Origin of the sequence: Lyngbya confervoides BDU141951 (assembly GCF_000817775.3) — a bacterium.
GTDB lineage: Bacteria > Cyanobacteriota > Cyanobacteriia > Thermosynechococcales > Thermosynechococcaceae > Lyngbya > Lyngbya confervoides.
The window spans coordinates 87,661-109,049 of the sequence record NZ_JTHE03000116.1 but is presented as its reverse complement, the minus strand read 5'-3'; the positions used below and the strand labels follow the sequence as shown (position 1 = coordinate 109,049).

22 protein-coding genes are annotated in these 21,389 nt (G+C 52.7%); 5 read left to right on the top strand and 17 right to left on the bottom strand.

Features of this window, described 5'->3' with window-relative positions; genetic code table 11:
- Nucleotides 1–5 precede the first annotated feature (5 nt).
- The 3 genes from QQ91_RS20740 to QQ91_RS21700 all read right to left on the bottom strand — a co-directional run bounded on the left by QQ91_RS20740 (nucleotide 6) and on the right by QQ91_RS21700 (nucleotide 4,080).
- Entirely contained in the window at nucleotides 6–1,961 is a 1,956-nt protein-coding gene (locus tag QQ91_RS20740; protein WP_166278085.1) for an O-linked N-acetylglucosamine transferase, SPINDLY family protein, read from the bottom strand.
- A gap of 49 nt (nucleotides 1,962–2,010) precedes the next feature.
- Nucleotides 2,011–2,592, bottom strand: a complete 582-nt coding sequence (locus QQ91_RS20735; protein ID WP_166278083.1) for a type IV pilin protein — start codon at nucleotides 2,590–2,592, stop codon at nucleotides 2,011–2,013.
- 987 nt (nucleotides 2,593–3,579) lie between these two features.
- The gene (locus tag QQ91_RS21700; protein ID WP_166278080.1) at nucleotides 3,580–4,080 is read right to left on the bottom strand and encodes a type IV pilin protein; all 501 of its coding nucleotides are present in this window, start codon (nucleotides 4,078–4,080) and stop codon (nucleotides 3,580–3,582) included.
- Between the two features lie 271 nt (nucleotides 4,081–4,351).
- Between QQ91_RS21700 and QQ91_RS20720 the strand changes: the two genes are divergently transcribed.
- On the top strand, nucleotides 4,352–5,521 hold the full coding sequence (locus QQ91_RS20720) for a tetratricopeptide repeat-containing glycosyltransferase family 2 protein (protein WP_166278077.1): 1,170 nt from the start codon (nucleotides 4,352–4,354) through the stop codon (nucleotides 5,519–5,521).
- A 35-nt stretch (nucleotides 5,522–5,556) separates the two neighbouring features.
- Here the strand turns inward: QQ91_RS20720 and QQ91_RS20715 are convergent, their stop codons facing one another.
- The 7 genes from QQ91_RS20715 to QQ91_RS20685 form a co-directional block, all read right to left on the bottom strand.
- Nucleotides 5,557–5,817, bottom strand: coding sequence for a CRR7 family NDH-1 assembly protein (locus QQ91_RS20715; RefSeq protein ID WP_166278075.1), 261 nt, complete (start codon nucleotides 5,815–5,817; stop codon nucleotides 5,557–5,559).
- A 4-nt stretch (nucleotides 5,818–5,821) separates the two neighbouring features.
- The gene (locus QQ91_RS20710) at nucleotides 5,822–6,349 is read right to left on the bottom strand and encodes a tetratricopeptide repeat protein (RefSeq protein ID WP_166278072.1); all 528 of its coding nucleotides are present in this window, start codon (nucleotides 6,347–6,349) and stop codon (nucleotides 5,822–5,824) included.
- 39 nt (nucleotides 6,350–6,388) lie between these two features.
- Nucleotides 6,389–7,264 (bottom strand): transporter substrate-binding domain-containing protein, encoded by an 876-nt coding sequence (locus tag QQ91_RS20705; protein WP_166278069.1) that lies wholly within the window; start codon nucleotides 7,262–7,264, stop codon nucleotides 6,389–6,391.
- Complete coding sequence (locus tag QQ91_RS20700) at nucleotides 7,236–7,535, bottom strand: DUF7734 family protein (RefSeq protein ID WP_166278066.1); 300 nt, start codon at nucleotides 7,533–7,535, stop codon at nucleotides 7,236–7,238. Before QQ91_RS20700 ends, QQ91_RS20705 begins: the two co-directional genes overlap by 29 nt.
- A gap of 46 nt (nucleotides 7,536–7,581) precedes the next feature.
- Nucleotides 7,582–8,184, bottom strand: coding sequence for a DUF3177 family protein (locus tag QQ91_RS20695; RefSeq protein WP_166278063.1), 603 nt, complete (start codon nucleotides 8,182–8,184; stop codon nucleotides 7,582–7,584).
- Between the two features lie 100 nt (nucleotides 8,185–8,284).
- On the bottom strand, nucleotides 8,285–8,728 hold the full coding sequence (locus QQ91_RS20690) for a DUF309 domain-containing protein (RefSeq protein WP_166278060.1): 444 nt from the start codon (nucleotides 8,726–8,728) through the stop codon (nucleotides 8,285–8,287).
- A 43-nt stretch (nucleotides 8,729–8,771) separates the two neighbouring features.
- Nucleotides 8,772–9,134, bottom strand: coding sequence for a ferredoxin thioredoxin reductase catalytic beta subunit (locus QQ91_RS20685; protein ID WP_166278057.1), 363 nt, complete (start codon nucleotides 9,132–9,134; stop codon nucleotides 8,772–8,774).
- A 481-nt stretch (nucleotides 9,135–9,615) separates the two neighbouring features.
- Here QQ91_RS20685 and QQ91_RS20680 point away from each other — a divergent pair, with 481 nt between their 5' ends.
- The gene (locus QQ91_RS20680) at nucleotides 9,616–12,081 is read left to right on the top strand and encodes a DNA gyrase/topoisomerase IV subunit A (RefSeq protein ID WP_166278054.1); all 2,466 of its coding nucleotides are present in this window, start codon (nucleotides 9,616–9,618) and stop codon (nucleotides 12,079–12,081) included.
- 41 nt (nucleotides 12,082–12,122) lie between these two features.
- Here QQ91_RS20680 and trpA read toward each other — a convergent pair whose 3' ends face one another.
- The 5 genes from trpA to QQ91_RS20655 form a co-directional block, all read right to left on the bottom strand.
- Nucleotides 12,123–12,923, bottom strand: coding sequence for a tryptophan synthase subunit alpha (gene trpA / locus QQ91_RS20675; protein ID WP_166278051.1), 801 nt, complete (start codon nucleotides 12,921–12,923; stop codon nucleotides 12,123–12,125).
- A gap of 34 nt (nucleotides 12,924–12,957) precedes the next feature.
- Nucleotides 12,958–13,299, bottom strand: coding sequence for a DUF3007 family protein (locus QQ91_RS20670; protein ID WP_166278048.1), 342 nt, complete (start codon nucleotides 13,297–13,299; stop codon nucleotides 12,958–12,960).
- 8 nt (nucleotides 13,300–13,307) lie between these two features.
- Nucleotides 13,308–13,553 carry an NAD(P)H-quinone oxidoreductase subunit L gene (gene ndhL, locus QQ91_RS20665; RefSeq protein WP_166278115.1) on the bottom strand — a complete coding sequence of 82 codons (246 nt, stop codon included), beginning with the start codon at nucleotides 13,551–13,553 and terminating at the stop codon, nucleotides 13,308–13,310.
- Nucleotides 13,554–13,685: 132 nt separating this feature from the next.
- Nucleotides 13,686–14,045 carry an MGMT family protein gene (locus QQ91_RS20660; protein WP_166278045.1) on the bottom strand — a complete coding sequence of 120 codons (360 nt, stop codon included), beginning with the start codon at nucleotides 14,043–14,045 and terminating at the stop codon, nucleotides 13,686–13,688.
- 32 nt (nucleotides 14,046–14,077) lie between these two features.
- The gene (locus QQ91_RS20655; protein WP_166278043.1) at nucleotides 14,078–14,737 is read right to left on the bottom strand and encodes a riboflavin synthase; all 660 of its coding nucleotides are present in this window, start codon (nucleotides 14,735–14,737) and stop codon (nucleotides 14,078–14,080) included.
- 250 nt (nucleotides 14,738–14,987) lie between these two features.
- On the opposite strand from QQ91_RS20655, the gene QQ91_RS20650 reads away from it, so the two are divergent.
- Nucleotides 14,988–15,494 (top strand): bifunctional nuclease family protein, encoded by a 507-nt coding sequence (locus QQ91_RS20650; RefSeq protein WP_166278040.1) that lies wholly within the window; start codon nucleotides 14,988–14,990, stop codon nucleotides 15,492–15,494.
- A gap of 48 nt (nucleotides 15,495–15,542) precedes the next feature.
- On the top strand, nucleotides 15,543–16,685 hold the full coding sequence (locus QQ91_RS20645; RefSeq protein WP_166278038.1) for an aldo/keto reductase: 1,143 nt from the start codon (nucleotides 15,543–15,545) through the stop codon (nucleotides 16,683–16,685).
- A 39-nt stretch (nucleotides 16,686–16,724) separates the two neighbouring features.
- On the opposite strand, the gene QQ91_RS20640 is transcribed toward QQ91_RS20645, so the two are convergent.
- The gene (locus tag QQ91_RS20640) at nucleotides 16,725–19,289 is read right to left on the bottom strand and encodes a GumC family protein (RefSeq protein WP_166278035.1); all 2,565 of its coding nucleotides are present in this window, start codon (nucleotides 19,287–19,289) and stop codon (nucleotides 16,725–16,727) included.
- A 334-nt stretch (nucleotides 19,290–19,623) separates the two neighbouring features.
- Between QQ91_RS20640 and QQ91_RS20635 the strand changes: the two genes are divergently transcribed.
- Complete coding sequence (locus QQ91_RS20635) at nucleotides 19,624–19,815, top strand: hypothetical protein (RefSeq protein WP_166278032.1); 192 nt, start codon at nucleotides 19,624–19,626, stop codon at nucleotides 19,813–19,815.
- Between the two features lie 133 nt (nucleotides 19,816–19,948).
- Here the strand turns inward: QQ91_RS20635 and lpdA are convergent, their stop codons facing one another.
- Nucleotides 19,949–21,388: a dihydrolipoyl dehydrogenase gene (gene lpdA / locus QQ91_RS20630; protein ID WP_166278029.1), complete on the bottom strand. Its 1,440-nt coding sequence runs from the start codon at nucleotides 21,386–21,388 to the stop codon at nucleotides 19,949–19,951.
- Between the last annotated feature and the right edge of the window lies 1 nt (nucleotide 21,389).

Here is a 21,389-nt window from a genome sequence, read left to right as displayed (position 1 = left end):
AGAACTCATGCTCTGTATCTTAATCGACTGGCGACCCTAAAACGCTCATTTTTTCGTTCGACCCTGGGACGGTTACCCATCCATAGGGTTTCTAAGGTCGTTGTTGCTCCATTGTAGGGATAAGTGTCCAGCACCACGTCTGCAATCAACAAATTGGCTCGATGGGTATATTCATCTGGATCCCAGGGAAAAAATCTTAACCGATTAGGGTTTATACCTTCTTGCTGAGCGATATGGATGAAGAAATCCTTTATGGTTTCGGAATCGCCAACTGTTTTTATGAGAAAAATACTGTTAGGAACCTGCTTTATTATTTTCATCTGTAAAGATGCAGTTTCAGGGTGTCGCTTTGCTCCTGCCTGCGAACTTAGATAAACAACTGAGTCTATATCAATGTTTAGATCGCTTCTACGTAAAGTGGGAATTCCCACTTCAAAACCATCCACTGCAACGTAAGAATGTGGAAGACGCCATATCTTCTCTACATAATATTTCTGAGCAGAATCAGATAAAACATATGGGTCTGCTATAAAATAGTCAATCGTAGATAAACCTGGTGCATCCCATCCAAGCCAAGTAATTTGAATTGGGGCAGGCTTAAGAGCCATGACTTCATAGGTAATATTTAAGCTGACGCTATCAAGATCGACTAAAATATCAATTTTATCGTCTTGAATCCTCTGGGCAATTTCTCGAGCTTCTAATCCACAACTGTAAGTGGAATCAGCTTTTGATTTAAAGAAATTCGCATAAAAGTCATCCTCAAGACTCTCATTAATAAAATAAATTGAAATGTCAAATTTTTCTCTGTCATGATGCTCAAATAACCACCGACTGAGCCAACCAACCGAGTGTCGTCTTAGTGTATGGGCAATATACCCAATTTTGATCTTTTTTCGCGAAGAATAGTTAAAACCTGATTTTTTCAGTGCTAACGGTCGGAGATTCTTTTGGAATAAATTACCTATCTTATTGTGAAAACTCCGATTTTCTTCGAGATCATCTTGTAAATATGATAAAAAAGCACCTGCTGCAATTAATAAATGTTTAAGCTCCCAATCCTCTTCGCTACTTACGTTGTTAAAGATTTTAAGCATTAACTCCTTGTGAAGCTGAGCGATGGGAAGAATCTCTAGCCATGAGCCAGAATATGCAAGAGATTTTAAGATTTGGTAGTTACTAATGAACTGCAAAGAGAGTGTTGAACTTTTACTATATAGTTTTTTTGAGACTTCGACAGATCGCTTATATCTTCTCGAGTTATGGCTAAATCGGCTAACCGCCTTCAGTACATTGATGTCTTCAGGGAAGACTGTTATCAGTTCTTCGGATAAGTCTGCAGCAAATGTAGGATTTTCCTGTTCTTCTCCAATGTAAACAATTTTACTGATAAGCTTCGGAAGAACTGTGTCTAAACTGCTAAGTTTAGAAAAGCAAATCCTCGAGAAATGAATGATCTTTGGATCGGGGAAAGACCACAATTCTAGAAGAATGTCGACTAATCTCAGCTCAATTGAATTTATTTCAGGATGATTTTCAATAAGCTCAGTTATGCACCATTCTTCTAAATAATCTAAGGAGAAGCATTCGATTTTAATTGATAACGATATAAGTTCGATAAGATTGCTCAGAAAATTAGGCTTGTGCTCACGAATATATTGCCTGATTACCCATGCATGAGTGTACTCATGACTCTCTGTTAGCCTTTTGGCTTCTTCATCAAAAATGGCTGCCAAATTATTTACAAAATATTCTATGTCAGCATGATCAGTCTCTGAGAGAATATATAGCCAAATTGCCTGAGCATCTTCTTCTTGATTGTTGAGAAGATAAGATAAGCTCAGGTGAATATAAGTTTCTATATCTGCTGATTTATCTCCAACTAATTTTTCATAAAATTCAACTAGTGAAGAATACTTTTTCTGAGACAGGAGATCATAAACGTTCGAGTGCCACTTCATAATTCTTCGAAGCCAGTTGATGAATTTTTGCTAGTGTAGCAAGATTTATCTATTCAACCAGTTTACCATCTGTGCAGGATACAGAGGGAGAGGATCCACCAATTAAACTGATTTGAGCGGCATTTTCAGTAGGGCTTCCCTCAAATTTTATACTTTCACAAATACCATTTAAATATTGATCATTCAGACCTAAAACTACTCCTCCAGAGTAAACTTTTAGATCTGTTTGTATAGGGTCGGCATTAACTGTGGCAGAATTTGCAAGACCTGAAAGTGTGTATGAAAAGTTCTTTGGATATACTCTCAACCCATAGCTGCCCAAGCTATTTAAACTCGAAGAGAATTGCTTATTTTCGTATCTATAGGCTTGTTGGATTCGATTAATGCTCCCAATTGTGCTTTTCGCCTCTGATCCTTTCGCCTTCGCAGCTTGATTCAGATAGCTAGGCAAAGCAATAGCAGATAGTAGACCAAGTATAACTATTGCAAATATTAATTCAATGAGCGTAAATGCACTTTGCTGATGCCCAGTAGAAAGACCGCACTGCAAAGTCCTACTCTCTTGTTTGAATACTGCTTCCCCACTATGTGTGAAAGTTCTAAGACGACTGTCGAGTTTCTGAATCTCCACAATTTCTATGCAAAAAATGTGTTCTTTATAAACAATAGTCCGGACACTTTTAAGCTTTGAACGGCAGAATAAGGGTTTCAGCGTTTTAGCTCCAACGTAAAATCAAGGGTTTCAGGTCCTGTTTTCAAAAATGTCCGGAGTGTTGATAAAAACAAAGACCAGATTGATCTCTGAGTATAAAAATAACCTTTAATAGTACGATTGTCCCCAGGGTAATCGCATCTAATTTTGTGATCTGTATCATTGACAAACTAAAGTGCCTATTGGGTAAAGCTTTGAGGTCACGGTCAAGAATCAAAATCCTCAACCTAAGGCATCGCTATTGTAAAGATTGCTCTTGGGGCAAAGTATATAGAATGTCTAAAAGTGTTTCTCCCTATTTGGTTCACGCCTTTTTGAATTTGTCAAATTTGTTAAGATGCGATTACCCTGCGATTGTCCCGATTGTAGTCTGTAGGCATTGCGTTCTTTAAAATCTGTTCTGTTAAGCTCTTAAGAACAGGATTTCCTAAAAATTAAATAGGACTTGTGTTGGCGATTTTTGGTTGAATAACCAGAAAATCAATTTTGAATTTGGACATGTGTATGGTGATTTGGGAAAATTAAAAGCACCAATTTTCGACGAATTCTAAAACATCAGTCAGTTTAGCAGTTATAAAAAACTAAGCTTCCTTACTTTAAGAGCTATATCTTTGCAGTAGAAACAAAAAAGCGAGGCTTGATTTCTTTTAGTCCGGTGGAATATTGATATAGGCATGAGAGGAAGGGATTTGTCCTCTCATGCTTAAAGCTAAGCTAGTGACGTATAAACGTTGAAATAGAGGGTGTTTGAAAGGTGTCTCCAGACTCTATGCTGCCCCCCTGCCTGCCCCTTAGGAAACTGAGTTTTGAAGTCCCTTGGAATTGGGGATTTAGGGGGACAGTATAATGAATGTAAGTTTCAAATACCCTCTAAGACAGATTATTTAAGCAAGCAACGTCTATGGACTAGTCAATTTCCTTGCCAGCTGTGCATGCGGCTGCGTTAGATGCTGTAGCGGTGTTATTCGCAGCTGCACCGGCAACATCTCCACTTTCACAAATGACTTGCGTAAACGAATCATTAGTGCCTTGCAGAACTGCTGAAGCGTAATCTTTCAAGTCAGTTTGCTGGGGAGCAGTATCATGAACTGCAAAGTTTGGCCCAGAGCTTGCAACAGAATAGGAGTAGAATTTAGAAGTAATTTTGGCATCTAAAAGGGAAGAGGCGCTGGCAAAGGCGCTATTTTCTAGACGGTAGGCTTGCTGGGAGCGATTCATGGTTCCCAGAGAAGATTTTGCCTCAGAACCGCGAGCCTTACCAATCTGGTTCAAAAAGCTAGGCAGGGCGATTGCAGCCAGTACGCCCACAATGATGATCACAACGAGCAATTCAATTAGAGTAAAACCACCGTCTTTGTTCTTTTTGTTCAGGTGCTGGAGATACTTCGCGGTAAATTCAGTTTTCATGTTTGTTCGCTCTTTTTATGTTGAGTGGTGTGGGTGAAGTGTGTTCCTTCCGCTCCCAGAAATACTTTACCCACTAGTTTTCTGTTCGATAACACCGATTTCAAAGTTCAGTGTATACACCTAATCTGCCCAAATCACAGCGAATACACGACATTTTGATTGGACGATTTGGGTCGCCATTAGCCACAAAACAGTGGCATCTGTAGAGTGAGCCGCTAGAATCGCTCACTATAAGCATACAAGCAGATATATTTTATTTTTCCAGATAAAAATGCCTCCATTGCTAACCTGCAATCCACCCTCCCTGGCCCTTTGCTGCATCGTTAAAAATGAAGCCCAGAATCTGCGGCGCTGTTTAGAGAGCGTCCAAGATCACGTCGATCGCCTGGTGGTGGTGGATACCGGCTCTGAGGATGAAACCCTTGCAATAGCTAAAAGTTACGGTGCTACGGTCGGACATTTCGAGTGGTGTAATGACTTTGCAGCGGCACGCAACTATTCCCTTTCTCTGGTCAACAGCGATTGGATTTTGATGTTAGACGCAGACGAAGAGTGGGTCGTTCAAGATCCAAACTGGCGTCAGCAACTCGTATCCCCCATGAACCAATTTGCAGTGATTCGCCACGACCTGTTTGAGGCCGCTGAAATTGTGGGTGGCCATCACCTGCGCCTATTTCGTAACATTCCGGGGATGCAGTTTCAGGGGCGCTACCATGAGCAGCTTTGCTTTCCCGATGCGATTCAGCCCCTTCAGCGTCAGCTACAAGGAGCCTATATCAAGCACCATGGAAATAGCGATGAGAATATTCGATTAAAAAACCGCACCCGCGATATCCCCATCCTGGAGCAAATGCGTCATGAAGGCAGCATCGATCTCTGGCGCTTAGACTGCCTAGCCCGTAAATATATCAAAGTAGGTCAGCATTCCAAGGCCCAAGACTGTTATCAAGAAATTCTGGATCGCCTGACCCCCAACTTATTAGAGGGCCATCCTCCCCAAAGCCTGTTTTGGATTCCTACAATCCTAGACGCCCTGGGTTCTCAAGCCCTTGAGCAAGAAGATTTAGAAAGCGCTCGGCTTCTGTGTATGCGCGGACTTGAATGGTTTCCCACCTTTCCTCCCCTTAATTACCTGGCCGGAGAGTTGATGATGCAGCTGGGATTTCCCCTCGCGGCAAAGAGCTATTTTGAAGCCTGTCTGGAATTTGGAAAGTCCGGCGAGTTTTATCAAGAAGATCCCTGCCCGGTCGACTTTATGCAGGTTTTTCCAGCCTGTGCGCTGGCCTGGAGCTACCACCGGCTAGGCCAGCACGCTGAAGCCCAACGGTACGTCGATCTGGCGCTGTCCTATCAGAAAGACTATGCCCCGGCCCTGGAACTGCGTCAGCTGTTGGCCTCCTCTACTTCCCCGGAGTTGGTCCCAGATTCAGGGGACGGATGATTGATAGATCTGAGGTGATAGATTTCTGATCCGCATCATTTATCCGTTCGCACCACGTACCACTGCAGATATCCATCGGGACCAATGTCCAGCTCGCAGGAGGTTTCCAGTAGGTGGGTCACCTGTTCCGCGATCGCGGGAATAGCCTGCAAATCCCTGGGCAAATCCTCCTGCCGGGAGGCCAGGATCTGGGTTAACTTCTGGCGCAGCTCGTCCGCCGAGAGAAAAACCTCCGGCTGATTGGTTTCCAGGACGACGAACATCTCTTCGTCATCGTACATGAGAGAACTGGGCATGGGTCTAAGTCACCACCAAGCGCTTGCGCAAAGACTCCGATCGCTTTTTGGCCGTGGCATTCTTGGCATCTCGACTCAGGGCCGTTTCGTAGGCTTCCAGGGCTTGCTGCGTGAGATTCTTTTTTTCGTAGGCATGGCCCATGTTGTTGTAGGCCGTGACGTAATCCGGGTTTTGCTTCACCGCTTCCTTATATTGCCGAATCGCCAGGTCGTACTGGGCTTGGGCAAAGTAGGCATAGCCCAGAGCATTGTAAATTGGGGCAGTATTTTCCTCTTGCTCCTTTTCCGCCGCCTTGAGCGCCAGTTGAAACTGCTTGACGGCCTGGGAGTAGAGCTTTTTCGTGAGCAAAATGCTGCCCACCTCGAAATATTCCTGGGTGGTTCCCTGGATTTCGCTTAATTTGTTCTGGAGCCGAGACAGGCTATTCTCAACCCGTCGGGTCTTGAGAATCTGCCGGAGGACAAACCAGGCGGTGACCCCTAGTAGTACCAGCAGGATAAGCAGATAAAGAGAAATCAGTGGCTGATCCATAATCCAACAAATAAGCTGACGGCCAAGTTATCCAGGACGTTAATCCTCCTCTAGCCTATCAAGGCTTGCTGCGGCAAGCGGTGGAAGCTGCCATTCTTTACGCATTTGTTGCAATCGTCCCTCATGCTCTAGCGATCGCAGCCCCTGATTCACCGCCTGCCGCAGGGTTTCATACTGTAGCCCCTTCGGTAGGGCAATGGCCCGCGCATCGTACCCCAGTCCCACGGGCAGCAACCGGCCCGATGTCAGGGATGCCCTTGGCGCTTGGGTGGGGGCCAACCACCCGCGTAGCATCAGCTCATCGCCGGCGAAGACCTCAACGGTGCCCTGCTCTAGCCCTTGCTGCGCTTGCTCATAGGTGTCAAGGCCCACCAGGGTGGCCTGGGGAAAAGCGGCCCGCACCCGCCCAATGGCCACAGATCCCTGCAACAGCCCCAGGCGCAGCCGGGCCAGATCCGCGAAGCGGAGGGGCGCAGGCACAGTGGTGATAAACCCGGTGCGGGAAGATAGGTAGGGTAAGCTGAACTCAACTACCCGGCGTCGGGCGTCCGTGGGCGTCAAATTGGCGATCGCCAGGTCCACCTCCCCTGACATCACCTTGGCCAGACGATCTTGATTGAGCAGCGGCACCCATTGCGGCGGGGTGGCGCTGTCTAAAATATGCTGGGATAAGGCCTGGGCCAGGTCAATCTCAAAGCCCTGCAGTGAGCCATCCGGTTGCCGCAGCCCCAGCAGGGGGAGATTCTCCTTCACCCCCACAATGAAATAGCCCCGACGCTTCACGGTTTCCAGGTCCGCCGCTTCTACCGCCACCTCTCCCGCCGCAACGGCCCCGAGCAGCCCCACCAGAGCCGCCCCAATCCCCGCCAGCACCCGGAAGCGTCGGCTAGAATCCTTGGGAAATAAGAAACGCATGGGTTTGGGGCCAGGAAAGATTTTCCTGAATGGGCTGGGGATTTCTGGGATCGTAGGGACCTCGGAGGTGATCGACGCGCTGAATCTTGGCGCCTTGGGGCAGCACCGGCACTTCTAAATCGTAAGCGGTGGGCTGCATGAGGGAGCTGGAAAATCCTCGAAAAATGATCACCTCATCGGGTTCGCCCGCCACCTCCGCCTGCACTAAAAACACCTCATCGGGGTGGGCCAGGGTATATTGCTCAAGGCGATCGCCGGGGGACTGTGTCATGGATGGGGAGTCTTCAAGGCCTGGATGCAGGGACACCGTTAGAGAGCTAAAACCCCGTGGCCGATCGTCCCTTCTTCGATAATCTTAGGGTTAAAAAGTTGAGGAAGTACAGCCCGTAGAACACCAATCCGATGAAGGCGACAAACTCTAAGCGGTTGGACACGGTTGTGCTGCCTAAATCACTGTGAAAGATGCTGCCAAACCCGATGGCCGGTTGAAACCACAGCTGACAGCGATCGCTCGCCCGTGCCACTGCCGAAAAAACGCAGCTCAGGGTCGAGATCTGACCCAGGATCGCTCCGATGCAGTAAAGCGTTGTGGCCCAGCGCCAGGCCGCAAAGATCAGCTTCAGCCAGCCGCGCTGGTCCTCGATTTCCTCATTGAGATCCGCCCAGAACCACAGGGTGAGCGGAATCAAGAGGAGCGCCATCAGCCCGGTGATGAGCCCCACCGCATTGCCCGTCATCAGCAGGTAGACCGTAATCAGCAGCAGGCTGGCCACGCGCCAATAGATAATCAGCAGCGTTGAAATGGCCTGGGCATTTTTGACAAACGCCCAAATCAGCAGCCCCAGGGGGCAAAGCACCGTAAAAACCACCGCGAGGCGATAGTCCATCCACACCAGCGATCGCAACAGTTCAAAGGGCATTAAAACTTCCCATCTAACGACAACATCAGCTTGCTTGTCTAAAGCCTAATTTTTTAGTGTAAAGCGCCAGTGCCAGGTTTTATCCGCCCTCTAAGGTACCCTAAAGCCCATTCAAAACCGGCAAGTTCAGCAAAATGGGCGCCGGGGGGGCACCTGAGGGGGCAATCACCAGAGGCCAATGCCGATGGTCTCCCCTGACCCAGTCACACACCTGGGGGAGATCTCCATCCGACAGTTGCTGGATTTGACCCAACAGGACTGCGCTCGATCGCACCAGTGCCGTCACGTCAATCTGTGCATAGTCCGGCTGATAATCCCGGAGTCGCTTCAGGCCTTCACCCAGTAAAATCAACGTCCCCTGGCGATTCCCATTGCCCAGGTGATAGCAGGCCACCGCAATCTGTAGGATGCCCTGAATAAAGGTTTTGTCAGGTTCGGCGGCGGTCATCCAAACCGCTTCCAGGCTATCGTGACAGGGATAAAACTCCCCCGCCCTAAACTCCCGAAGCCCCTGCTGAAACCCAGGATGTTCGGCTAGATCCATGGCCCTTGGTCAACCCTAGTCCTTTCTGGTGCTCTGGGCTGGGTTAATATCGGTTTGTTTCCTGGCGAATTTCCTCCACCGTAATTTCCTGCTGGTCGCCGGCAAAGGGATTGTCTGGGGTCAAAAACAGCATACAGTGACATTCTTTGCGCTCTCGCATGGGGACGCAGGGACAGTTCCAATAGGCGGATGCCACCTCAGCCTCCTTGTCTTCGTAATAGCGACAGGGACATAGGGGAGACCCGAGATCGTCTTTGTGTTTGGCCAGTCCTTCGATGACCACAGCTGTGGTGCCAAGATCCTGGCAAAAATAGGTTCCCGTCCGCTTCGCATAGGTTTCGGCAAACTTACGCATGGCTTCCAGGCTCTTCTCACTCCCTTGTTGGGGACCACCGGCGGGATTCATAAGCAAATCAACAGATGTACGACAAAGCAAGCATCTTTTCATGGTATCGCCCTGACGGATGCAAAACGATTCAAGGCTGATTTAGATTTTTAATTGAGAAGCCGGTGGCGGTCTGTCTGGTGGATCCACGGGTCTGCCTGGTTGATAAAAGGAACCGCTTCCTTTATGGTGCATCTATTGTGAGGCTTGAGAATCACCCCCTTACGTCAAGCATGGGCGCAGGATTTAATCAGCCGAAGTTGCCTCCACAGTGGGAGGCCTTTCGGAATGCGGAATGCGACGTTTACTTTTGTAAAAATTTCACTGCCTTGGGCGGTCCTGGACGGTCTTGCGGAAATTTTTCACAAATCAAGGACGGGATTCTGGGGCGCTCTTTCTTTTCCCGGTGGGGATTCCCTTCACCATGGAGGGAATCCTACCCCCTAGTGAAGAAATATAGACCTCTCCTGTTTTTCATTGCTGCTGCATTTGCAAACTCCTCATGGCCAAACAACTTAACCTTCTCTCGGCAGGGAACGTCATTCCAACTGCATTGCATACCGAAATGGAGCAATCCTACCTGGAATATGCCATGAGCGTGATTGTGGGGCGTGCCCTGCCCGATGTGCGTGATGGCCTAAAGCCTGTGCATCGGCGGATTTTGTATGCCATGCACGAGCTGGGCCTGACCCCCGATCGCCCCTTTCGCAAATGCGCCAGGGTGGTGGGGGATGTGCTGGGTAAATACCATCCCCATGGCGATCAAGCCGTTTACGATGCCCTCGTGCGCATGGTGCAGGAGTTTTCCAGTCGCTATCCCCTCCTGGATGGCCACGGTAATTTTGGCTCGGTGGATGACGACCCCCCGGCGGCCATGCGCTACACCGAAACTCGCCTCTCTCCCCTGGCCAATGCCGTGCTACTGAGGAGCATTGGGGAAGCGACGGTGGAATTTACCGAAAATTTCGATAACTCTCAGCAAGAACCGGCAGTGCTGCCTGCGGAGCTACCCACGCTTTTGCTCAATGGCTGCTCCGGCATTGCGGTGGGCATGGCCACCAATATTCCCCCCCACAACCTGGGAGAGGTGGTCGATGCGCTGATTGCCCTGATTGATCGCCCCACCCTTTCCGAACTGGACCTGATGAATCATATTCCCGGTCCCGATTTTCCCACCGGTGGAGAAATCCTGGGGACGAAGGGAATTGAAGAGGCCTACTTGACTGGACGGGGCAGTATTCCCCTGCGGGCAGTGACGGAAATTGAGGAGGTTCAGCCGGGGAAGGGGCGTCATCGACGCACTGCCATTGTGGTGACGGAGCTGCCGTTTCAGGTGAACAAAGCTTCGCTCCTGGAAAAAATTGCTGCCTTGATCAATCAAGGCAAGATTGAGGGGATTTCCGACCTGCGCGATGAGAGCGATCGCGATGGCATGCGCATTGTGATTGAGCTGCGGCGGGATGCGCAGCCCGAGGTGATTCTCGATCAGCTGTTTCGTCAAACCCCGCTCCAGTCTAACTTTGGGGTGATCATGCTAGCGCTTGTGGAGGGACAGCCACTGCAACTGCCCCTGAAGCGGGTGCTAGAGGAGTTTCTACAGTTTCGCGAGGCCACCCTGCAGCGCGAATATCGCCATCAGCTGGCGCAGGCGCAGGCACGTGCCCACGTGGTGGAAGGCTTACTCATTGCCCTAGACGATCTCGATCAGCTCATTGATATTCTCCGTCATGCGCCCGATGGCGGTACTGCTAAGGAAACCCTGCAGCACGATCTGGATTTGAGCGATCGCCAGGCCGAGGCCATTCTGTCAATGCCCATGCGACGGCTCACCGGGCTAGAGCGGCAAAATCTCCAGCAGGAGTTTGCCACCCTCCGAGCGGAAATTGAACAGCTCGACACCCTAATCCAGGATCGCCCCACCTTCCTCAAGCAGCTGAAAAAGGATCTGCGCGATCTCAAGAAGCGTTTTGGGAACCCTCGGCGCACCAAAATCCAGGGTGAATCGGCTCAGCCGGTGATCCCGGTTGAAGGGGGCCAATCTGAGCCGATGACGGTGCAAATTACGCAAAAGGGCTACGTGCGGACCCTGGCCGCGAACAGCCGATCCCGGCGAAAAGCTTCCCTAACGCCCACCCTGAAGCTGACAGATAACCAGCGCGATCTGGTCCTCTTTGAGCAATTGGCTGAGCCGGAGGATCAGCTGTTGGTCTTTACCAGTAACGGCAAAGCCTTTAATCGGACGGTGCAGGACTTACCCCGCAGCACGGGGCGCGATCGCGGGGCGCCCCTGATTACGGCTCTGCCGGATTCTGTGCAGAGTGAGCAAATTTGCACCTACTTTCTCCAGTCTGACCTTCAGGATGAGTCAGAGTATATTTTTCTCACCCGGCGCGGCAAGATTAAGGCTCTCCCGGCCTCGGAGTTTAGCGACATGACCAATCGCGGACTGACCTGTATCAAGCTGCAGCCGGAAGATGCCCTAGGTTGGGTGATCCAGATGGATGCCCCCAGCGATCTGGTCATTGCCACCTCCACCGCGCGGGTGCTGCGATTCCCCCAGGAAGAGGTGCCGGTTCTCGGTCGTACCGCTCAGGGCAATAAAGCCCTGCGACTGTTGAAAAAGGAAAATATTGTCGGCATCGCACCAGTCCAACCGGATCAGACGGTGCTGCTGGTCTCTCGCAAGGGGTACGTGAAGCGCTTCCCCCTGAATATTCTGCGCCAGGGCCATCCCGGCGACCTGGGCACCCAGTTCATCCAGCGGCAAAGGGGCGATGAAATCGTGGCCTTAACCATTCCTGAGCAAAACCAGTATCTGGTGGTAACCAGCGAGGCGAATCAGTGGGCGGTGCTGGACCCCGATCGGGTGAAACCTTCGGGAAAAACCGACCCCACCTCGCCTTGGGTAAAGGGGACCACGGGGCAGGGGATTACCCAGGCCTTTGCCTGGCCTAAGGAGGCCCTGTAGAGGCCAGCGCCAGGGGCCATTGCTAGGGGCCAGCCGGGGCGCTATTCCTGCTGGAGCGATCGCTTGAGGGATTGGCAGAATGCCTGAACCTCGGCCAGTCCCTGGTTTGGGTCGCTGTGGGCTAGACGTTTAACAAAGGCGCTGCCCACGATGGCCGCATCGGCCCCCCACTGGCGCACCTGCTGGGCATGTTCGGGCTGGGAGATGCCAAATCCAACCCCAATGGGCTTATCGGTGACTTCCCGCAGCCCATGGAGTAAATCTTGCACCCGCGCTTCTAGCTGCGATCGCACCCCGGTGACGCCGGTGGTACTCACCAGGTAAATAAAGCCCTGGGATTGGGCGGCAATCCTCTTAATCCGCTCCGGGGAACTGGTGGGCGCCACCAGCAGAGTCACCTCAATGCCGTGGGCGGCAGCGGTTTCCAGAAGCGGCTGTGCCTCTTCCAAGGGCAAGTCCGGCACCACCAAACCCTTCACTCCTGCCTGGGCAATGGCCTGAAAAAAGGGCGTCAATCCGCGTTTATAGATGGGGTTGTAGTAGGTGAATAAAATGATCGGTGCTTGCAGTTGGGGGCTGAGGCGCTGAACCATGGCCAGCACCTGGTCTAAATGGGTGCCCCGCTGCAGGGCGCGTGTGGCCGCCGCCTGAATCACCGGGCCATCTGCCAGGGGATCGGAGTAGGGCACCCCCAGCTCAATTAAATTCGCGCCACTTTCGTCCAGAAGTTTTAGTGCTTTTTCCGTTATTTCTAGGCTGGGATCGCCCGCCGTAATGAAGGGAATTAGCGCACATTCGCCGCGATCGCGCAGGTGGGCAAAGCAGTCGGTCACAGAAGTCATGGGCTTAGATCTCTAATGCCTCCAGGGGCAAAGCTTAAGGGGACGGATCGGAGGAGGGTGCGGCGGGAGTGGCGGGGGAGGCCGTTGATTGATCCTCCGCCTGCAGTGCTTCGAGTTCCTCCGGTGTGAGTTCTGCGAGTCGTTTCTCTAACACCGCATCTTCGTAGTCTTGGAGCTGCTGGTGATAGGTCATCTTTTTCCCGTTGACCCGAATCAGGTAGGTACTCACCCAGCCCAACAGCCCCAGGACAAAAATCAGTTGACTCCAGCGTCCCGCATCCAGATCGCTTAAGCCTGCCAGGCGCAACCCTAGAAAGATGAGACCGCCTCCCAGGAAAATGCCCAGCCCAAGCAGCACAATGTCAATTCGACGCATGGTACTGCCTACTCAATCCCCCGCGCCTGGGGACGAAAGTTGAGAAAGGGACTGAGCAACAACAGCCCTGGAAAAAAGAAAAATACCAGGAAGTACATAAATCCGCGCTCGAAGGAACTAGCCACGTACCAGCGCTGTTTAAGGTAGAGGTAGGTCAGCAGCGGCACGAAGAGCAAATAGGCTCCCGCCAGCCCCAAAAAAAGAACCGCCCCAACAATGGTGGTGCTGGAGAACTTAACCGTATCTAAAACCATCAGCGCAAGGGGATTGAGCATTCTAATTATTTACAGTGAAGGACTACAGTGGGAAGGACTGACCGGAAAGCCTGACCGGAAAGGATGGGGACATCCCAAGGCTGACCCTATTCTACCTGGGTCAGGCCAACGTCAACAGATTCCAGGTGAACTCAAGGGACTGGCTTGGTCCGGTCCATGCCAGCCATAGCGCTGCAGGTCAAGGCGACCTTGGGCATTGAAAACAATGTCCTCCGCCTCCAGCCGGATCCGCTGCAGATCATCGCTGCCCTGGCGCGAAGGGGCGCAGGAAATCTCGCCGCGGGCATTCACAACCCGATGCCAGGGAATTGGGGAATCAGGGGCAATGCGAAACAGCGCGTAGCCTACCTGTCTGGCCCGTCCTGGCCAGCCGATGAGATCGGCAACTTGTCCGTAGGTGGCGACTTGGCCCCAGGGAATTTGCTGCACAAGGTCATAAATTTGTTGGTGGCGCGGGGAAGGCGAGAGCATGGGCATGGAGCGGGTCGGTGGGAGGATCTGGGTTAGCGAAGATAGCCGTGATCCAGTAAAAAGGCGGTATTGATGGGAGAAGAGGCTGCATCAGAGGGCGATGGCCCCTGGATCAGTTTTTCCACATATTTACCCAGCACATCGGTTTCTAGATTCACCCAGATCCCTGGCGCGAGTGCCTGAAGATTGGTCAGGGCAAAACTGTGGGGAATCACCGCCACCGTGAATCGATCTCCGCGCCGATCGCAGTCGGCCACCGTGAGGCTAATGCCGTTGAGGGCAATGCTCCCCTTAGACACTATCAGCTTGGCCAGGTTTGGCGGTGACTGGACCGCCACAATCCAGGAATTATCTAGGGTTTGAATGTCCAAAATTTTGCCCATCCCGTCCACATGTCCTGTGACAAAATGGCCCCCGAGGCGATCGCCCACCCTCAAGGCCGGTTCCAGGTTAACTTGCCAGGGGGTATCCAGGGACTGAGCCAGGGTGGATCGATCTAGGGTTTCCGGGGAAGTGGTCACCACGAAGCCCTCAGACACCAGGGTTTCAACCGTTAAGCAAACCCCATCCACGGCAACGCTATCGCCCAGGGTCAGTCCCGCTAAGACTGCGGGGGCGGTGGTTTGAACCAGAACCTGATGGGTTCCCCAGGACCGGAGTTGACCCTGGCCCTGAATCAATCCTGTAAACACTTGTAATCAAATCTCCGTAGAAACTGCATTGTCAAAGCACTCCTGGAGTGACTAGGATTGGGATAGACCCTAATGTGAAACCCATTATCTCAGTCGTTTCACCCAGCGAACCTTCCTGAACCCCGTCATGGCTTGACCATCCTCATCATGGGCGACGGCAGCTGCATACATTCCCCAGGCTTCCCTTGAGTTGCCTAGGGCAAAAGGGTAGGAAGGACAAGTCTTTTTGCATTTCCAGAGGCCGAGGCTGATGATTGAAATGAATGTGGCAGGCATTGCCCTTGACGCTTCATCCCGAATCCCGATTGTACTCCTCAAGGATGCGACCGAGCGCCGCGCCCTGCCGATTTGGATTGGCCAAAACGAGGCCAAGGCTATCCTGAGCGCCCTTGAAGATCAAAAGCCGCCGCGCCCCATGACCCACGACCTGCTCTGTGCCATGCTCCAGGAGTGGGAAATTGAGTTTGATCGCGTGGTTATTAATGCCCTGGAAGACAGCACTTTTTTTGCTACCATCTCCCTGAAGCAGGGGGAAACCATCAAATATATTGATGCCCGCCCTAGCGATGCCATTGCCCTGGCGCTGCGTTTAGATGCGCCCATCTGGGTGATGGAAGAGGTGGTGGCTGATGCCTCGATCCCGGTGGATCAGGAGGCGGATGAAGCAGAACGGGAAGAATTCAAGCGCTTTATCGATCAGATTCGGCCTGGAGACTTTAAAACCCAACTTGATGATAGTGAGGCCACCAAAGGGTAGCGGCTCCTTTCCTGGCCCGTACTGTATTCCTGGCTCTCCTAATCCCCCATGCAATACCGACGGTTCGGGCGTACTGACTTTCAAATTTCTGTTTTTTCGCTGGGCACCATGCGCTGCCTTTCCTCTGGGGCCAATCTGGAGCAAACCCTCTCCCATGCCCTGGATCTTGGCATTAACCATATTGAAACGGCCCAGGGCTACGGTGCTAGCGAAGGGTATCTTGGACAGGCCCTGGCGGCCTTGAGTCGTGAGCGGGACCTCTCTCAGCTTTTCATCACCACCAAAATTACGCCCCAGCCCAGCGCCGATGCCATGGCCGCGGCCATTGATACCTCCCTCCGGCGCCTTGGGCGATCCTGTGTTCAGGGCTTGGCCCTCCACGGGATCAATACCCCCCAGCACCTGGCCTGGATTCTGGATCCGCACGGCTGTATGGCCGCGGTGCGCCAGGCCGTGACCGAGGGCAAAGTGCAGCACGTGGGGTTTTCCACCCACGCTCCTCTGGATCTGATTCTGAGCTGTATGGCGAGTCAGCAGTTTGAGTTTGTTTGCCTGCATTACAATCTTTTTTTTCAGCGCAATCTTCCGGCTCTGCTGGCGGCTCAGCAGCAGGATTTAGGAGTGTTTATCATTTCTCCAGCCGATAAAGGCGGACGGCTCTATCAGCCTTCGGATCGGCTCAAGCAGCTGTGCCATCCCATCGAACCCCTGAGGCTCAATTCTCGTTTTTTGCTGAGCCAGGCTGCTGTTTCAACCTTAAGCGTAGGGCCAGCCACGCCCCAGGAGCTCGATTGGCCCCTTTCTGTGGCGGATGATTGCGGACCGTTGACCTCGGTAGAGCGCCATTGCCTGTTGGCCCTGGATCAGGCAGCGGATGCTGTGCTGGGCGGCGATCGCTGTCAGCAATGCTATGGCTGCTTGCCCTGTCCAGAGGAGATTCAGATTCCCGAAGTCCTGCGACTACGGAATCTGAGCCTGGCTTACGAGATGCAGTCCTATGCCCAATATCGCTATGGCATGTTTGAACATGCGGGACATTGGTTCCCTGGACGCAAAGCAATTCACTGTACCCATTGTGGCGATTGTCTGCCTCGCTGTCCCTACGATCTGGCCATTGCCGACCTGGTTCACGATGCCCACCAGCGTCTCCAGGTTCGCGAGCGGCGTCGGCTTTGGGCTGATGATCCATAGCCGCGTCGGAGGGAGCCTCTCTCTTTGAGTCCAGCAACCCTAGGACACCAGCTGACTATGGCGCTGCTGCAAAATTTGCAAATGAGTATAGAACAGATCCTGATCGCGCTTGAGCTGGTTTTTAAGGGTGGCCAAATTTTCCAAGAGAAACTGCTTGCGTTCCTCAGATTGGCCAATTTGCACCTGCAGCCGGGCGATGGCCTCTGCCCGTTGGGTCGGGGATTTGGACGAGCTGCTGATCTGGGAAAGCTGTAGTTCTAGATCTCGCTTGGCATGGCATAAATGGATGAGTTCTTCCTCCTTACTCTCAATGAGCCGTTTGGAGGTGGCCCACTGTCGTTGTAGCGACTCCAGGTGCGCCTCCAGCTCCGCCAGGGGTTTGGATGCCATGGCTGTGCTTGCTAGGGCCAGATCGAGCTTATCTGAGAGCGGAGGCAGGGAGAGGGTGGGAGCAGATTCCTCCATCAGGGTGGCCAGATCAAACTCCGACTCCTGGGCTTCATCCAGTTCGAGATCTGCTGGAATGAGAACCCGCTGGGGATCCCGGACTCCATTAATCACCATTCCCAACAGATTGGCCTGGGAATGGTTTAAAACCTGGACGGCTTTGGTGGCGTTTAACTCGTCTAGCGTGCCCAGTCGGGTGACCAGTAGCACCCCGTCAAGGATCTGACTGACAATGGCGGCGTCGGCAGACAAATTGACGGCGGGTAAATCCAGGACCACCGTGTCATACCGACTCACCCAATCGGCCAGTAACAGCTCCATCTGCTTAGATTCCAGCGGATTGCCCGTCATCGGCTGAAGCGACCCAGACATTAAAATATCCAGATTGGGGCTAATGGGCTGCACCGCCAGCAAAAATGAGACTTGAGACATGAGCAAATGGCTGAGACCCACTTCGCTCGACAGGTTCCAGATCAGCGATTGGGAGGGGCGCTGAAAGTTGGTATCGACCAGCAGTACGCTTTTTCCTGCCTGAGCCATGACCGCGGCTAGATTGGCCGCCACGGTGGATTTACCTTCGCTGGGGACTGAACTGGTGACCCCGATGGACTTTACCTGGGAAAAGTGGGGCAGAACTTTTAAATTTAGATAGAGAAGCCGAAAGGCCTCTGCGGCTGACGAACCCGGCTGATCCAGGGTGAAAACCGTGGGCACAGACTGCTGCAGGTCTCCATCGTAAAGCAGGTCGCGCTGGGAAGCGGCCACGTCAGGAATGTTTCCCAGCACCTTGAGATTTAAGTGACGTTCGGTGGCATCCACCGTTTCCAGGGAGCGATCGCGCAGGTGGGCAATCCACATGGCAATGAGCCCCAGGGCCGCTGCGGCTGCTCCGCCCGCCACCAGCAGCGGCAGCCGAAACGGTGCAGTCTTTTCGGGAGAGAGCCTTGCGGAGTCTACGATTTCACCCTGGGACTGATTGCTCCCGAGGGCGAGGGCCAGACCTTTCTGGCGCTGTTTGAGTAGATCCTGTTCCGATCGCATTTGCTGCAGCCGTTGGTTTAGCTGCTGATAGCGCTGCTCTAGGGCGGGCAAGGCCACGGCCCTTTGTTGCGCTGTGGCCAGGGACTCTACTAAGTTATCTCGCTGGGCCAGAGCCGCTAACCGTTGGGATTCTAGATCCAGAAAGGATGCCGTTAAGCTTTGCTTGAGTTCCGTTTCCAGCGGGAGTTGTACCTTCGGGTCGCCAGTAACGCGCTGCACCTCGGCTGTGATTTGGCGCTGCAAATCTTCCAGGTCGCGCTGCCGCGTCATCACTGCCGGGTGGGCCTCCGTGTAATTTTTGAGATCTTCCGTTAGCTGCTGGGACTGACGCTGCATCTGTTCTAGCAGGCGCCGGAATTCCTGGGATTGACTCACCTGGGCCAGGGTTTCCGCCGCTGCAGGCGCCAGCCCTAACTGCCGGCGAAGCTGATTTTGCTGATTCTCCAGCCCCTGGATCTGAGTTTCCACAGCGGCGAGATCTTGCTGGATTGCGTTTAAGGCCACTGTTGTGGAGGCAAATCCCCTAGGATGAGCATTCAGGGGATTTTGGCGTTGAAACTCGGCCAGCTCTTGCTCGGCGGCTTTCAGGGCGATCTGACTCTGGTTTAAACGGGGCAACAGGGATTGTTGGGCCTGGCGCAGCCGATTTTGGTGCCGCTTTCCTGTTTCAGCCAGGTAGGTGGTCATCCACACATTGACAAAGGTCTTGGTGGCGCTGGGGCGAGTTCCCCAATAGGCCACTTCAATGGTGCGGGCTGCTTTGTTGAGATCCAGCCTCAAGGACTGTTTGAGGCGCTCTTGCTGGTGTTCAGGAAGGGATTGACCCGATTGCCGCAGGCGTTGCTGAACCTGGCTCAGCACGGCGTCTGATCGCAGTAGATCCATCTCTGCCTCCCAGTTGAGCGCTGGCACAAGCTCCTGCATTGCCTCCGCGCGATCGCCGCCCCACTGCTCCTGTTCACTCAAGATCCGGAGCTTGCCCTGAGCGCGATAGTAGGTGGGGCTGAGGGCGGCGAGCCCCAGAAAAATGGCCAGGACAGGCAAGGCTACGATGAAGCCCGTTAAGCTCCGCTTACGAAGGAGTTCAAAGAGCGCAGTCAGGTAAGAAATCGCCATGGGTGAAGGATGCTTGCGCAGTGGATTATCTCTAAGCTGAATGTTTACCCCCCCTGGGAGACCAAGATCCTTTCTCTCCGGAGGTCTTCTGGTCCGGAGGTTTTTGGGTTCGGATATTCTCTGGTCAAGACTAAAGACGCTTCCTTAATTCTAGTGGGTTTATTGATCCCATTCCTCCAGGATCTCCCTCCGGTGATCCATGGGGAGTCACCAAGGCACTAGGGCTTTGTCCGCTGCTGCAAATATTGTCGCATTTTGTTGCGAAGTGACATCTCTCCTGGGAAAGGGCGAAATACTAGTCATAGGCTTATCCTCACTATCGGGAGAATCACTCATGAATACGATCGCCCTTAATCTACTCAATACCTTTGATACACTGCCAGCGCCTGAACAAAGTGAACTTGCGGCCGAAATTCTCCGTCGCACCCTCCGCGACGATTTAGATGATGAAGAGGACAGTGATTTGCTCATTCATGCGCAAGAGGTGGCGCTGGCTCAGGAGATTGAGCTCAATAGTATTGAGTAAGCAGGAATTGATGCTGTGTGGGTCTATGGCAGTTTAATCCTAAATTTTGCTCAAAGAAAGCGGCTGGATTTCCAAGACTCCAGCCGCTTTCTTTGACGCCATTGCGTATTATCGATCCTTGCTGGTGCGGAGGCTAGACCTTTAAGGCGGTGGCCGCCCGCTTGTAGGCTTCATCCAGGACCTCTGACACCGTTGGATGGGCATGGACCAGGAAGGCAAGATCATGGACCGTTGCTCCCTTTGCCATGGCGTTGGAGGCCTCGTGGATGAGATCTGCGGCGTGGATGCCGATAATATGCACCCCTAACACCCCGCCGGTGTCTTCGCGAAAAATTACCTTGGCAATCCCGTCCGTTTCGCCCTCCGCCAGCGCCTTAGAATTGCCCTTAAAGTAAGTGCGCACCGACTTGACCTTAAAGCCCTCCGCCTTACCGAGATCTTGAGCCTGGGATTCTGTCAGCCCCACAAAGCTCACCTCTGGGTGCGTAAAGGCAGCGGCGGGAATGCTGTGATAGTTCACCTGGCGGGGGCGATCGCACAGGGTTTCCACCACCGCGATACCCTGGGCTGAGGCGGCGTGGGCAAGCATCATTTTGCCGGTGGCATCGCCAATAGCCCAGAGATGGGGGATGGGTTCTCCCTTGTGGGTAACTGCCAGGTAGTCATCTACGGGAATAAAGCCGCGGCGGTCGGTTTCAACCCCTACTGTCTCTAGGCCAAGATTTTTGGTGGCGGGAATGCGGCCTGTGGCCACTAAGCAGGCGTCCACCTCCAGGATTTCCTCAATCTTCTGGGTTTGGGCATCGGCCAGCTCGATCACCACCGGCGATCCGGGGGTGACTTTCATCGCTAGCTTACCCACCTTGGTTTCAATGTCCCGAGGATCAATCAGCACTCGCTGGGCAATTTTGGCAATATCTGGATCAAAGGTCGGCATGAGGCGATCTAGGGCCTCAATCATCGTGACTTCACTACCTAGGGCCGTATAGACATCGGCAAACTCCAGGCCAATATAGCCGCTGCCGATGATCGCGATCCATTGCGGCAACCAGTCCAGGCGAATAGCTTCGTCGCTGGTAAACACAGTTTTCCCATCCACCTCAATGCCCGATGGAACCCAGGGCACTGAACCGCTGGCAATGATGATATCTTTTGCCCTTAGGGTCTGTTCTCCCTCTGGGCCAATGACCTCCACCCTCTGGAGCCCGGCCACCTTTCCCCAACCCCGAATAATATCGACGTTAAGGCGCCGTAAGCTGTTGGTTAGGTCCCCTTGAATCTTGCTCACCAGGTCCTTCGCATGGTTGGCGATGGCGCCACGGTCAAAGGAGACCTGTTGCAGTTGGATACCCATGGCCTGAAGATGATGAGTATTGCGCAGATCGCGGACGCGTCCTGAGGCTGCCAAGAGAGCTTTAGAGGGGATGCAGCCACGATTGACGCAGGTTCCACCCATCTCTGCGGTTTCAATAATGGCAGTTTTTAAGCCACAGTCGACGGCATGGAGCGCGGCTCCGTGGCCACCCACACCAGCTCCAATAATGACTAAATCGTAATCAAACTTGGCGGTCACG

Excerpts from the sequence above, each read along its gene's own strand:
- QQ91_RS20640 (WP_166278035.1), bottom strand. The coding sequence starts at position 19,289 with ATGGCGATTTCTTACCTGACTGCGCTCTTTGAACTCCTTCGTAAGCGG.
- ndhL (WP_166278115.1), bottom strand. The coding sequence starts at position 13,553 with ATGGTTTTAGATACGGTTAAGTTCTCCAGCACCACCATTGTTGGGGCG.
- QQ91_RS20720 (WP_166278077.1), top strand. The coding sequence starts at position 4,352 with ATGCCTCCATTGCTAACCTGCAATCCACCCTCCCTGGCCCTTTGCTGC.
- QQ91_RS20700 (WP_166278066.1), bottom strand. The coding sequence starts at position 7,535 with ATGACACAGTCCCCCGGCGATCGCCTTGAGCAATATACCCTGGCCCAC.
- QQ91_RS20715 (WP_166278075.1), bottom strand. The coding sequence starts at position 5,817 with ATGCCCAGTTCTCTCATGTACGATGACGAAGAGATGTTCGTCGTCCTG.
- QQ91_RS20710 (WP_166278072.1), bottom strand. The coding sequence starts at position 6,349 with ATGGATCAGCCACTGATTTCTCTTTATCTGCTTATCCTGCTGGTACTA.
- QQ91_RS20680 (WP_166278054.1), top strand. The coding sequence starts at position 9,616 with ATGGCCAAACAACTTAACCTTCTCTCGGCAGGGAACGTCATTCCAACT.
- QQ91_RS20645 (WP_166278038.1), top strand. The coding sequence starts at position 15,543 with ATGCAATACCGACGGTTCGGGCGTACTGACTTTCAAATTTCTGTTTTT.
- QQ91_RS20690 (WP_166278060.1), bottom strand. The coding sequence starts at position 8,728 with ATGGATCTAGCCGAACATCCTGGGTTTCAGCAGGGGCTTCGGGAGTTT.
- QQ91_RS20635 (WP_166278032.1), top strand. The coding sequence starts at position 19,624 with ATGAATACGATCGCCCTTAATCTACTCAATACCTTTGATACACTGCCA.
- QQ91_RS20660 (WP_166278045.1), bottom strand. The coding sequence starts at position 14,045 with ATGCTCTCGCCTTCCCCGCGCCACCAACAAATTTATGACCTTGTGCAG.
- QQ91_RS20705 (WP_166278069.1), bottom strand. The coding sequence starts at position 7,264 with ATGCGTTTCTTATTTCCCAAGGATTCTAGCCGACGCTTCCGGGTGCTG.
- QQ91_RS20670 (WP_166278048.1), bottom strand. The coding sequence starts at position 13,299 with ATGCGTCGAATTGACATTGTGCTGCTTGGGCTGGGCATTTTCCTGGGA.
- trpA (WP_166278051.1), bottom strand. The coding sequence starts at position 12,923 with ATGACTTCTGTGACCGACTGCTTTGCCCACCTGCGCGATCGCGGCGAA.
- QQ91_RS20695 (WP_166278063.1), bottom strand. The coding sequence starts at position 8,184 with ATGCCCTTTGAACTGTTGCGATCGCTGGTGTGGATGGACTATCGCCTC.
- QQ91_RS20685 (WP_166278057.1), bottom strand. The coding sequence starts at position 9,134 with ATGAATCCCGCCGGTGGTCCCCAACAAGGGAGTGAGAAGAGCCTGGAA.
- QQ91_RS21700 (WP_166278080.1), bottom strand. The coding sequence starts at position 4,080 with ATGAAAACTGAATTTACCGCGAAGTATCTCCAGCACCTGAACAAAAAG.
- QQ91_RS20740 (WP_166278085.1), bottom strand. The coding sequence starts at position 1,961 with ATGAAGTGGCACTCGAACGTTTATGATCTCCTGTCTCAGAAAAAGTAT.
- QQ91_RS20650 (WP_166278040.1), top strand. The coding sequence starts at position 14,988 with ATGATTGAAATGAATGTGGCAGGCATTGCCCTTGACGCTTCATCCCGA.